The sequence below is a fragment of the Rhodoferax sp. PAMC 29310 genome (assembly GCF_017948265.1).
In the GTDB taxonomy this organism is placed as follows: Bacteria; Pseudomonadota; Gammaproteobacteria; order Burkholderiales; family Burkholderiaceae_C; genus Rhodoferax.
Genome location: NZ_CP072852.1, coordinates 1,421,065 through 1,433,493 on the forward strand (window position 1 = coordinate 1,421,065; position 12,429 = coordinate 1,433,493).

A 12,429-nucleotide genomic window follows, 5' to 3' on the forward strand; every position below is an offset into this window, starting at 1 on the left:
ATTAATGCTTAATGGACGCACTTAACCCTCCAGTCGCTGGAGATGCCTCAGTAACTGCTGGCGCAACGGCGAGCTCCTCATCGGGCAACGGCGTTGGCATTTTCTCCAGTGCAATTTCAAGCACTTTATCGATCCATCGCACTGGCACGATTTCCAGACCATCTTTCACATTCGCCGGGATGTCTTGCAAGTCTTTTGCATTCTCTTCAGGAATAATGACCGTCTTGATGCCACCTCTCAAAGCGGCGAGCAATTTTTCCTTCAGGCCGCCAATGGCGGTCACCTCGCCACGCAAGGTGATCTCACCCGTCATAGCCACATCACCCCGGACCGGTATCCCAGTCATTGCCGACACAAATGCGGTCGTCATCGCCGCACCTGCACTGGGGCCGTCTTTGGGAGTAGCACCGTCCGGCACGTGGATGTGAATATCCTTTTTCTCGAAAAATTCATCTTTAATGCCCAAGCGACGTGAGCGACTCCGCACAACTGTTCGTGCAGCCTCAACCGATTCCTTCATGACATCGCCCAACGAACCAGTGCGGGTAATCACTCCCTTACCCGGCATCATGGCCGCCTCAATGGTCAGCAAATCACCGCCCACTTCAGTCCAGGCCAGGCCGACCACTTGACCGACTTGATTCTGTTGCTCAGCGCGTCCGTAGTTGTATTTCCTGACCCCGAGGAAGTCATTCAAGTTTTCCGAATTCACGGTAACCAGAGGCTTAAGTTGTTTCAACTGCAAGCCTTTGACCACCTTTCGGCAAATCTTTGACAGTTCCCGCTCCAACGAACGCACACCAGCTTCGCGAGTGTAATAACGCACGATGTCACGCACAGCCTCCTCAGCAACAAGTAACTCCGTCACCTTGACGCCGTTGTTCTTGAGTTGTTTTGGCAGCAAGTACTTGATCGCAATACTGACCTTCTCATCCTCTGTGTAGCCAGATAGACGAATCACCTCCATGCGGTCGAGGAGTGCTGAAGGGATGTTCATTGAGTTGGACGTTGCAACGAACATCACGTCACTCAAATCGAAATCAACTTCGACATAGTGATCACCGAACTTGTGGTTTTGCTCAGGGTCTAGTACTTCAAGCAAGGCACTGGACGGGTCACCCCTGAAATCGGCGCCTAATTTATCAATTTCATCAAGCAAAAAGAGTGGATTGCGCGTGCCGACCTTGGACAAGCTCTGCAGAACCTTGCCTGGCATCGCACCAATGTAGGTGCGGCGATGCCCCCTGATTTCGGCCTCATCCCGCATACCGCCCAGAGCCATTCGAACGTACTTACGTCCCGTCGCCTTGGCAATTGACTCTCCCAAAGAGGTTTTACCAACGCCAGGTGGGCCGACCAAACACAGGATCGGTGCCTTTACTTTGTCGACACGTTGTTGAACCGCCAGGTACTCAAGAATACGGTCTTTGACTTTGTCAAGCCCGTAGTGATCTTCATTGAGAACCAACTCGGCGGCACCTAAATCGTGCTTGATTTTTGTTTTCCCGGCCCAGGGCAATCCTGTGAGCACGTCAATGTAGGTACGGACAACAGTCGCCTCAGCTGACATTGGCGACATCAGCTTGAGCTTTTTCAGCTCCGCCTCGGCCTTTTTCAACGCTTCCTTCGGCATTCTGGCCGCTTTTATCTTTTTCTCAACCTCGTCGATGTCAGCGCCATCTTCGCCTTCACCCAACTCTTTCTGAATGGCTTTGACCTGCTCGTTCAGATAAAAGTCGCGTTGATTTTTCTCCATTTGGCGTTTGACGCGGCCGCGAATTTTCTTGTCGACGTTCAGAATATCAACTTCACGCTCTATTTGCTCGTAAAGGTTTTCAAGACGCTCCTTGACACTGGCCAAGTCGAGAACGGCTTGCTTGCTGTCAAGCTTCAACGGCAGGTGGGCCGCAATCGTGTCCGCCAGTCGACCAGCGTCGTCAATCCCGGAAATTGACGTCAAAATTTCCGGTGGAATTTTTTTGTTCAGTTTGACGTACTGATCAAACTGCTGCATTACGGCGCGGCGCAATGCCTCAACTTCACTTGCCTTGCCACGGGGCTTAGCCTCCGGCTCGGTCACAACTTCAAGTGGTGTGACATTGGCGGAAAAGTGTGACTCACCCTCGTCGATCTTGTTCACCCGAGCGCGTTGCTGACCTTCAACTAGGACTTTAACGGTGCCATCCGGCAACTTCAACATCTGCAGAATGGTTGAGACGCAACCGACGTCAAACATGTCAGTGACCAGAGGGTCATCTTTGGCTGCAGCTTTTTGCGCGACCAGCATGATGCGACGCTCAGCATCCATGGCAGCTTCAAGTGCCTTGATGCTTTTTGGGCGACCGACGAACAACGGAATCACCATGTGCGGAAAGACGACAACGTCGCGCAATGGCAAGAGAGGCAAATCTATAGCGACAGCAGGTAGTGGGGTGTGACCAGACATTGGGAACCTTTTAGTTACCTGTTAAAAATAGGGGGTAAATGAGAAATTTCAACCCGTAGAGCATTGTCAGCCCGCGGGTTTCGTATCAATCAAAAGTAAACAACCCTAAAAGGGAGTTGTTCAAGCCTTTTTGGCCAACTCGCGGTAAACCAACAGAGGTGGCTTGTTCTCTTCAATGGTCGCTTCGTCAACGACGACCTTTTCGACGTTGCTGGCATTGGGCAACTCATACATGGTGTCAATCAAAGACTGCTCCAGGATAGAGCGTAAGCCTCGCGCGCCAGTTTTCCGGGCCAACGCCTTTTTGGCAATTGCTTTCAATCCTGCAGGGCGAATCTCCAGCTCAACACCCTCCATCAGCAACAATTTGGCATATTGCTTCACAAGCGCATTTTTGGGCTCAGTCAGAATTTGAACCAAGGCGTCCTCGGTCAATTCAGCCAGTGTTGCAACGACGGGCATCCGACCCACCAACTCGGGAATCAGGCCAAACTTGATCAAATCCTCGGGCTCAACGTCTTTGAACACCTCGGTCAAGCTGCGTTGCTCCTTGCTCTTGACGGACGCCCCAAACCCTATGCCGGACGACGCGGTACGGTTTTCAATGACTTTCTCGAGTCCGGAAAACGCACCGCCGCAGATGAACAGGATGTTGGTCGTGTCAACCTGAACGAAGTCTTGATTCGGATGTTTTCGCCCACCTTGTGGCGGAACGCTGGCCATCGTGCCCTCAATCAGTTTGAGCAAGGCCTGTTGCACGCCTTCGCCGGAGACATCGCGTGTGATTGAAGGGTTGTCCGACTTTCGAGTGATCTTGTCAATTTCGTCGATATAGACAATCCCCCGCTGCGCCCGCTCCACCTCGTAGTTGCAACTCTGAAGCAATTTGAGAACAATGTTTTCCACGTCTTCGCCGACGTAGCCCGCTTCGGTCAACGTGGTGGCGTCGGCCATAACAAAGGGCACATCCAACATCCGCGCCATAGTCTGTGCCAGCAGCGTTTTGCCAGATCCAGTTGGGCCAATCAGCAAAATATTGCTTTTGGCCAACTCCACATCGTCCTTTTTGGCCTTCTCTTTGTGGCGAAGGCGTTTGTAGTGGTTGTAAACGGCAACGGCCAAGGTCCGTTTTGCGGGCTCTTGACCGATCACGTAGTTGTCAAGATTACCCTTGATCTCCGCAGGCGTTGGCAATTCACTGCCGGCACCATTCACTTCGGTTGTGGCGGGGAGTTCATCGCGAATAATCTCATTGCACAGATCTATGCACTCATCGCAGACAAAAACAGAGGGGCCAGCAATGAGTTTTTTAACCTCATCCTGGCTTTTGCCGCAAAAAGAACAATAGAGAGTTTTTTCGCCCGAGGTGCCTTTTTTTTCGGCCATGTGAACTACGCCTTTTTCGGAAAATTACCGAATAATACCCAAAGAGAAACGGCGCCCGCTGAAACCAGAAGACACCGTCTGTGCGCATTGGAGGCCATCAAACAAGTCGTGGACCTCGGCGCCGCTACGAGATTAAGTCCGCTTCGAAATGACCTGATCGATCAAACCATAATCTTTGGACTCATCAGCGGACATGTAATAGTCACGCTCTGTATCTTTTGCAATGCGCTCCAATGGCTGACCAGTGCGCTCCGCCAAAATTTTGTTCAGTTGCTCGCGTGTTTTCAGAATTTCGCGCGCCTGAATTTCAATTTCGGTGGCCTGACCCTGGCTACCCCCGGATGGCTGGTGAATCATGATCTTGGAGTTGGGCAAGGAGAAGCGCTTGCCTTTCTCACCAGCTGCCAACAGGAACGCGCCCATACTGGCCGCAAAACCGATACACAGGGTTGAAACCGCTGGTTTGATGAAATTCATGGTGTCGAAAATCGCCATGCCAGCGCTCACGGACCCGCCTGGTGAGTTGATATAGAAGGAAATATCCTTGTCAGGATTTTCACTCTCCAGGAACAACAATTGAGCGACAACCAAATTGGCTGTCTGATCGTTTACTGGACCGACCAGAAAAATCACGCGCTCTTTGAGCAGGCGCGAGTAAATGTCATACGAACGCTCACCCCGGCCCGATTGCTCGATCACCATAGGAACCATACCCAGTCCCTGTGTTTCCATTGACCCATTTCGCACGTTCATCTTGACTCCCAAAATAGACAGACACTGTACCGAAAAATTGGCACCCTAATGAAAATGGGGCTTACCGACAAGACTACAAGTCCGGCAGAAGCCCCATTTTGGCCGCTTTGATGCGGCGAAACGATTAGTTTTGAGCCATCAACTCATCAAACGTAACTGTCTTCTCGTTGATTTTGGCCTGCGCCAAAACAAAATCAGTCACATTGTTTTCAATCACGATGGCTTCAACTTCCGCCAAGCGGTTGTTGTCGCTGTAGTACCAACGCATCACATCAGCGGGCTTCTCGTAGCTGGCAGCCAACTCTTCGATGTGAGCCTTGATTTGTTCAGTCTTGGCTTGCAAGCTATTCGCGCGAACCAAATCAGCCACCACCAAGCCCAAACGCACACGACGCTCAGCTTGTGGACGGAACACGTCATCAGGAATAGGTGCCTTGTCAGCGTCCTTGATGCCGCGTTGCTTCAGGTCAGCGCGGGCGCCTTCCAGCAGACGGGCAATTTCAGCCTGAACACTGGCGTTCGGCAGATCCAACTCGGCCTTGGACACCAATGCGTCCATAACAGCTTGTTTGTTGCGGGCCAGCAAGCGGAACTTCACTTCGCGCTCCAGGTTTTTCTTGATGTCAGCGCGCAAACCGTCGATGGTGGCGTCAGCAATACCCAAGGACTTGGCCAATGCCTCGTTCACTTCTGGCAGATTGGCGGCTTCGATTTTCTTCAACGTAACCATGAAGTCGGCAGTTTTACCAGCGACGTCTTTGCCATGATAGTCAGCCGGGAAGGCCAACTGGAAGGTCTTGCTTTCGCCGGTTTTCATACCGCGGGTCGCATCTTCAAATTCTTTCAACATCTGGCCATCGCCAACGATGAACTGGAAGTCTTCAGCTTTGCCGCCAGCGAACACTTCACCGTCGATTTTGCCTTCAAAGTCAACCGTCACGCGGTCGCCGTCAACGGTGGCAGCATCTTGAGCGCGCTGAGCGAAGGTACGCCGTTGCTTGCGCAGAATGTCGATGGTCTTGTCGATGGCGCCTGCGTCCACTTCAGCCGAGACTTTCTCGACTTCTGCGGTGGTCAGGTCGCCCATTTTGACTTCTGGGTAGACTTCGAAAATAGCGTCAAAAGCCATTTGACCTTCTGGAGCGCCTTCGCTTTCGGTGATGCGGGGCTGACCAGCCACACGCAACTTGGCTTCATTGGCAGCCACGGAAAAAGCTTCGCCGACTTTGTCATTCATGACTTCGTAGTGCACGGAATACCCATAGCGTTGGGAAACCACCGTCATTGGGACTTTGCCTGGACGGAAACCGTCCATCTTGACCGTACGGGCCAGCTTTTTCAGGCGGGTCTCGACTTCTGACTGGATCGTCCCGACGGGCAGTGTCAGCGTGATTTTTCGTTCCAGCTTTTCCAGTGTTTCAACGGTAACAGCCATTGCAATGCTCCTAATTGTGATGAGATCAACAAAGGCGGCCGTCCTGCGGCTGCTCTCTGCCCCTCAAGTTATCAAAGGTGGTGCGCGGGGGGGGACTCGAACCCCCACACTGTTTCCAGCGTCAGGACCTAAACCTGGTGCGTCTACCAATTTCGCCACCCGCGCACTTAAAAATTAAGGGGACGGTTTAATTAACCATCCCCAAGAAATCGGTAATCCAGTTATTTTAACCTGCTCCGGGGACCTCTTTCCTGACCCTGAACCAAGCCGCGTACATGGCGGGTAGCGCTAGCAGGGTCAAAATGGTCGCCACGATCAATCCGCCCATGATCGCCACGGCCATCGGGCCCCAGAAAACCGAGCGAGACAGCGGGATCATGGCCAGCACGGCCGCAGCCGCGGTCAAAACAATCGGTCGGGCGCGGCGCACGGTGGACTCCACAATGGCATCCCATGCAGGCACGCCGTTGCTGCGATCAGTCTCAATCTGGTCAATCAAAATGACGGAGTTGCGTTGAATCATGCCCATGAGCGCAATCACACCCAGCAGCGCCACAAAGCCAAAGGGGCGATCCAGCACGAGCAACGCCCCCGCCACACCGGCAATTCCCATGGGGCCCGTCAGGAAGACCAGCATGGCCCGGCTGAAGCTGTGCAGCTGCAACATCAGCAAGGTAAAGGTGATGAACAGCATGATGGGTATGCCGGCGGCGATGGAGGCAGAGCCTTTGGAGCTCTCCTCCACAGCGCCAGCCACCTCGATGCGGTAGCCCGCATGACCCTCGGTGGACCACTTGGCCTCGATCGCTTTCAGCGCGGGGAGTACCTCTTTGCTGACGGTGGCGCCCTGCAAGCCCTCCACGATGTCACTTTGCACCGTGATCGCATAGTTGCGGTTCTCGCGCCACATCACGCCAGGCTCCCAAGTGAACACGGGTTTGGCGATTTGAGTCAGCGGAATTGACCGGCCCGACGCGGTGGGGAGGTTGGCATTGCCCAAGTCGCTGATTGCGTCGCGCTCGTCCAGGGGTTGGCGCAGCACGATGTCGATCAACTTATCCCCGTCACGGAACTGACCCACCGTGGCACCCGACAACATGGTGCGGGCTGCCTGCGCGATGGATTGACTGGACACACCCAAGGCGCGGGCCTTGACCTGATCCACTTCCAGGCGAATGACTTTCACCGACTCGTTCCAGTTGTCGTTGACACCCCGGGTGTTTGGGCTCGCTCGCATGGCGACCTTGACCTCATCAGCGCGCTCTCGCAGCTGAATCGGGTCCGGACCCACCACACGGAACTGCACCGGGTAGGGAACGGGCGGGCCGTTGGGCAGCAGCTTGACACGGCCGCGCACCTCTGGAAACTCAGTCGCCAACAGCGCGGGCAAGCTTTGGCGCAATGACTCACGGCGTTTCAGGCTGTTCGGAACCACAATCATTTGCGACACATTGGATTGGGGAAAGGTCTGCTCCATCGGTAAATAGAAGCGCGGCACGCCGGAGCCCACCCAGGTACTGACGGAGTCCACGCCCTCCTCCTGCTGCAAACGCGCTTCCACCCGCTTGGTCGTGAGTGAATTGGAAGCAAATGACGTGCCTTCTGGGAACCACAGGTCCACCAAAATTTCGGGGCGGCTAGAGTCCGGAAAGAACTGCTGCTGCACCTTGCCCATGCCCACAATGCCTAAGGCAAGAATCAGAATGGTGGCCGCAATGGTCAACCAACGGTGGTGCACACACCAATTTACCGCTCGACGGAAAAGGCGATAGAAGGCGGTGTCAAAGTGCTCTTGGTGAATTTCGCCAGACTCTGACTTGGGTTTGTCCTTCAATAACAGCGTGCCCAAATAGGGCACGAAGTAAACCGACACCAACCAACTCAGCACCAGCGCAATCACCGTTACTGCAAAAATGGCATAGGTGTACTCACCCGTTGACGATTTGGCCAAGCCGATGGGGAGAAACCCCGCCGCCGTGATCAGCGTGCCCGTCAGCATGGGCATGGCGGTGATTTCATAAGCAAACGTGGCAGCGCGGACCTTGTCGTAGCCCTCCTCCATCTTGCGCACCATCATTTCCACCGCAATGATGGCGTCATCGACCAACAGCCCCAGCGCGATGATGAGCGAGCCCAGTGAAATTTTGTGCAAGCCAATACCGAAGAAGTTCATAGCCAAAAAAGTCACGGCCAGTACCAGGGGAATGGTGATGCCCACCACCAGCCCGGGACGCATGTCGATGTACCAGCGCTTGTAGATCGGGTGGTTGCCGGGACGGCGATGAAACCCCAAGGCAATAAAGCTGACTGCCAGCACAATCACCACCGCTTCGATCAACACGCTGACAAACTCGTTCACTGACTTGGCTACCGCCTTCGGCTGGTCTTGCACCGACACCAGGTTGACACCTAACGGCAGTCCAGCCTGAATCTCAGCGACGCTGGCATTCAAGGCTTTGCCCAAGGCAATGATGTCTCCCCCCTTGGTCATGGAGATGCCTAAAGCAATCACCTCTTTGCCCTGGTGGCGCACCTTCACACTCGGCGGATCCACGTAGCCCCGTTGAATCGTGGCAATGTCGCCGAGGCGAATTTGCTTGTCGCCGGCGCGGATGGGCATGGCCTGCAAATCCTCCTCCGCATTAAATTGCCCCTGCACCCTGACCTGGACCACATCCAGCGGGGTTTGCACGGCCCCGGCCGACTCGACCGCGTTTTGCTGCCCCAACTGCGACAACACCTCGTTCATGTCCAGCCCCATTTGGGACAGGCGTTTTTGAGAGACCTCCACAAACAGCTTCTCGTCTTGCGCGCCAAACAGCTCAACCTTGGCCACGTCAGGCACGCGAAGCAGTTTCTGGCGCACGTCGTCGGCAAAGAACTTGACCTCGGCGTAACTGAAGCCGTCGGACTCCAGCGCATAAATCACGCCATAGACGTCACCAAAGTCGTCGTTAAAGAATGGGCCGACCACGCCGCCCGGCAAGGTGCCACGCATGTCGCCCACTTTTTTGCGCACGGCGTACCAGACATTGGCCACATCGCTGGCTTTGCTGGAGTCCTTGATTTGAAAAATAATCTGCGACTCACCCGGCTTGGAATAGCTGCGAATCTTGTCGGCAAACGGCGCCTCTTGCAGCGTGCGCTCGATCTTGGACGTGACCTGCTCGGCCACCTGCTGGGCCGTGGCACCCGGCCAATAAGTGCGCACCACCATGGCCCGAAAGGTAAACGGCGGGTCTTCGTCCTGACCCAATTGAAAGTACGAGGCCAGCCCCAGCACCATCAACACCACCATCAAATACCGGGTCAGCGCTGCATGCTCCAGCGCCCAGCGCGAGAGGTTAAAACTCTCTTTGGGATTCGTTTGTGTCATGGCCGACTCACTTAGCCGCTGAAGCGTTTGAATTCACTATCGAATCAGGAGCTACTCCCGCTTGATTGACGGGGGCCACAACCACTTTTTCCTGATAAAGCGTGACTTTTTGTCCGGCGGAAAGCACATGCACGCCACTCGTCACCACCTGCAGTCCGGGGGTCAAGCCACTGGCGATCACCACCTCATTGCCATCAGCCGTGAGCACCTCCACCGGCTGCGCCTTGACGGTCATGCTGGCCGGATCAAGCAACCAGACCAGGGTTTTTCCACCCTGCTGCAACAAAGCATTCGTTGGCACCTTGATGGCGGGCGCCCCTGCATGGCTGAGAGACTGCGGCACCACGGTCACGGTCGTGCCCAATGCAGGCGATGCGTCACCGCTCAACGCCACTTTGACTAAAAAGGTACGCGTCACCGGGTCGGCACTGGCCGCCACCTCACGCACAACGCCCTGCAACGCCGTGTCTGAAGCCCAGACCCGCACCGCCACCTTGCTACCGGTTTTGACGGCCGCCACCCGGTCCTCGGGCACGGAAAAGATCACGTCACGTGGCCCGTCCTGAGCAATGCGGACCACAGGTGTACCCGCTGCCAGTACTTGTCCCTGCTCAGCTTCTACGGCCGTGACAACGCCCGACACATCAGCGCTCAGACGGGTGTAGTCAGCCTGGTTGCCTTGCGAGGCCAGCTGCGCCTGCGCCTGGTCGTACTGGGCTTGGGCCGCTTTCAGCGCCGTTGTGCGGCGCTCAAACTCGGCTCCGCTGATGAAGTTTTGGTCCCTCAGCTCTTTGAATCGTTTGAAATCAGCTGCCGCCTGGTAGCGGTTGCTGGCGGCCACCGCCAATTGCGCGCGGGCCGCATCAGCGGCCAAACGGTAGTCCTGCGGGTCCAACTGAGCCAGCAATTGACCGGCCTTAACGTGCTCACCCAACTGAACCGGGCGCTGGCTCAACTTGCCTGCCACCCGGAAACCAAGGCGGGATTCGACCCGTGCCCGCACCTCACCGGCAAACTCGACCGAGGACTGCACCGTCCCCACGCCGACCGTCAAAACCTTGACGGAGCGTACCGGTGCGTCCAGGGGTGCCGGCTTGGAACAGGCGCTCAGCAGCAAGGCCGCAGCAACCGGCAGCACGCCAGCGGACAATGGCTTTATTAATTTCAAAAAATTCATGACAGGCTTCGCTTTTTAAGAAGGACACTCAAACTACTGACCGATTGGTTATTAATTTTAGATTGTTCTTGCAGGCTGTCAATCCAGTCGCCTCATTTCGACCCAATACCGTGACCCTCAAAACCAAAAACGCCACTCAAACTGTAGATCACTACGAGAATTTTCCAGTGGCCAGTTGGTTGTGCCCCGCCCACTTGCGCCCTGCTATTGCGGTCATTTATTGGTTTGCGCGCACGGGTGACGACATTGCCGATGAAGGCAGCGCGCCCCCTCAAGAGCGACTCGACGCATTGAGCCGCTTCCGACAGGACCTACTAAACATTGCCGCCGGCCAATCGCACAGCGGCCAGTGGCCCCAGGTTTTTGACCCGTTGCAACCCGTGCTTGACTGTTTTTCCCTACCCGTGCCTTTATTGACCCAACTGCTGGATGCGTTTGAGCAAGACGTGCGTTACACCGCCGCCGGCCAGCGGTACCAGACCGATGAGGAACTGCACGACTACTGCTCGCGTTCGGCCAACCCAGTGGGCCGCCTGCTGCTGAACCTGTACGGCATTCGCGACGAAGCCTCACTGGCGCAGAGCGACCAAATCTGCACTGCACTGCAGCTGATTAACTTCTGGCAAGACATCAGCGTCGATGTGGCACGTGACCGCTGGTACCCCAGCGTGCAGTCCATGCAGGCTTTTGGCGTAAAAGACGGCGACTTGTTGCCCAGTATTCAATCCGAAAATGCTACGAGAATGGTAGCTGCTTACGCAGCAGCAGCAAGGGACAGCATGTTAAAAGGTGCTTCATTGGCTTGCCGCATACCGGGTCGCGCCGGATGGGAGCTCCGGCTGGTCGTTCAGGGCGGACTGCGCATTCTGGACAAAATCGAATCACTGCACTTCGCCACCTGGCGCACCCGCCCCAAACTGCACTGGACCGATGGACCTTTATTGCTCTGGCGGGCCTGGCGCATGAAGCCCACAACGCTCTGATTAAACTAAGCGCCTCAACCCAGATCCTTCATGACGCCACAAGACTACGTCCAGCAAAAAGCCGCTGCCTCTGGCAGCAGCTTTTATTACGCTTTTTTATTCCTGCCCAAGCCACGGCGTGCCGCCATCACTGCGTTTTACGCCTTCTGCCGCGAGGTAGACGATGTGGTTGACGACATGGTGGACCCCGGCGTTGCCGCCACCAAATTGGCCTGGTGGCAATCCGAGGTGAGCAAGGCCTTTGCCGGCCAGCCCACGCACCCGGTCATGCAGGCCTTGATGCCGCTGACCCAGCCCTACAACATTGAGCAACGCCACCTGCAAGCCGTTATTGAAGGCTGCCAGATGGACTTGAGCCAAACCCGCTACCTGGACTACCCCGGCCTGCAACGCTACTGCCACCTGGTGGCCGGTGAAGTCGGCGAAGTGGCGGCCAATATTTTTGGCCAAACCCAGCCCCAGACTATTGCCTACGCCCACAAACTGGGCCAAGCCCTGCAACTGACCAACATCATTCGTGACGTGGGCGAAGACGCTTTGCGCGGCCGCATTTACCTGCCGGTCAACGAGTTGCAGCAGTTTGATGTGAAGGCGCATGAGATTCTCAAGCGCAGCTACTCTGACCGCTTCACGGCTCTCATGAAGTTTCAGGCCAAGCGCGCTCAAGGTCTTTATGACGAAGCCTTGGCGCTGCTACCCGCCGCCGACCGCCGCGCCCAAAAGCCCGGACTGATGATGGCCAGCATTTACCGCGCTCTGCTGACCGAGATTGAACGCGACAACTTTCAGGTGCTGCACCAGCGCGTCAGCCTGACCCCCGTGCGAAAGCTGTGGCTGGCGTGGAAGGTGCAAGCGTTTGGCCGGCTGTAACCC

The 12,429-nt window shown here is 55.6% G+C and carries 8 protein-coding genes and 1 tRNA gene; 2 read left to right on the top strand and 7 right to left on the bottom strand.

Going from position 1 to position 12,429, the window contains the following annotated elements; all coding sequences use genetic code 11:
• Window position 1: 1 nt before the first annotated feature.
• The 7 genes from lon to J8G15_RS06530 all read right to left on the bottom strand — a co-directional run bounded on the left by lon (window position 2) and on the right by J8G15_RS06530 (window position 10,573).
• Complete coding sequence (gene lon, locus J8G15_RS06500) at window positions 2–2,446, bottom strand: endopeptidase La (protein ID WP_210546699.1); 2,445 nt, start codon at window positions 2,444–2,446, stop codon at window positions 2–4.
• A gap of 120 nt (window positions 2,447–2,566) precedes the next feature.
• Window positions 2,567–3,832, bottom strand: coding sequence for an ATP-dependent Clp protease ATP-binding subunit ClpX (gene clpX / locus J8G15_RS06505; RefSeq protein WP_210546700.1), 1,266 nt, complete (start codon window positions 3,830–3,832; stop codon window positions 2,567–2,569).
• 132 nt (window positions 3,833–3,964) lie between these two features.
• Window positions 3,965–4,585, bottom strand: a complete 621-nt coding sequence (gene clpP / locus J8G15_RS06510) for an ATP-dependent Clp endopeptidase proteolytic subunit ClpP (RefSeq protein ID WP_210546701.1) — start codon at window positions 4,583–4,585, stop codon at window positions 3,965–3,967.
• Window positions 4,586–4,709: 124 nt separating this feature from the next.
• Window positions 4,710–6,020: a trigger factor gene (gene tig / locus J8G15_RS06515; RefSeq protein WP_210546702.1), complete on the bottom strand. Its 1,311-nt coding sequence runs from the start codon at window positions 6,018–6,020 to the stop codon at window positions 4,710–4,712.
• A gap of 78 nt (window positions 6,021–6,098) precedes the next feature.
• Window positions 6,099–6,185, bottom strand: a tRNA-Leu gene (locus tag J8G15_RS06520).
• A gap of 61 nt (window positions 6,186–6,246) precedes the next feature.
• Window positions 6,247–9,396 carry an efflux RND transporter permease subunit gene (locus tag J8G15_RS06525; protein ID WP_210546703.1) on the bottom strand — a complete coding sequence of 1,050 codons (3,150 nt, stop codon included), beginning with the start codon at window positions 9,394–9,396 and terminating at the stop codon, window positions 6,247–6,249.
• 7 nt (window positions 9,397–9,403) lie between these two features.
• Window positions 9,404–10,573, bottom strand: coding sequence for an efflux RND transporter periplasmic adaptor subunit (locus J8G15_RS06530; protein ID WP_210546704.1), 1,170 nt, complete (start codon window positions 10,571–10,573; stop codon window positions 9,404–9,406).
• A gap of 110 nt (window positions 10,574–10,683) precedes the next feature.
• Between J8G15_RS06530 and hpnC the strand changes: the two genes are divergently transcribed.
• Entirely contained in the window at window positions 10,684–11,556 is an 873-nt protein-coding gene (hpnC, locus tag J8G15_RS06535) for a squalene synthase HpnC (protein ID WP_210546705.1), read from the top strand.
• Window positions 11,557–11,586: 30 nt separating this feature from the next.
• The gene (gene hpnD / locus J8G15_RS06540) at window positions 11,587–12,426 is read left to right on the top strand and encodes a presqualene diphosphate synthase HpnD (RefSeq protein ID WP_210546706.1); all 840 of its coding nucleotides are present in this window, start codon (window positions 11,587–11,589) and stop codon (window positions 12,424–12,426) included.
• Window positions 12,427–12,429: the final 3 nt, after the last annotated feature.

Coding starts and splice junctions, on each gene's coding strand:
- hpnD (WP_210546706.1), top strand. CDS start 11,587: ATGACGCCACAAGACTACGTCCAGCAAAAAGCCGCTGCCTCTGGCAGC.
- J8G15_RS06525 (WP_210546703.1), bottom strand. CDS start 9,396: ATGACACAAACGAATCCCAAAGAGAGTTTTAACCTCTCGCGCTGGGCG.
- clpX (WP_210546700.1), bottom strand. CDS start 3,832: ATGGCCGAAAAAAAAGGCACCTCGGGCGAAAAAACTCTCTATTGTTCT.
- lon (WP_210546699.1), bottom strand. CDS start 2,446: ATGTCTGGTCACACCCCACTACCTGCTGTCGCTATAGATTTGCCTCTC.
- J8G15_RS06530 (WP_210546704.1), bottom strand. CDS start 10,573: ATGAATTTTTTGAAATTAATAAAGCCATTGTCCGCTGGCGTGCTGCCG.
- clpP (WP_210546701.1), bottom strand. CDS start 4,585: ATGAACGTGCGAAATGGGTCAATGGAAACACAGGGACTGGGTATGGTT.
- tig (WP_210546702.1), bottom strand. CDS start 6,020: ATGGCTGTTACCGTTGAAACACTGGAAAAGCTGGAACGAAAAATCACG.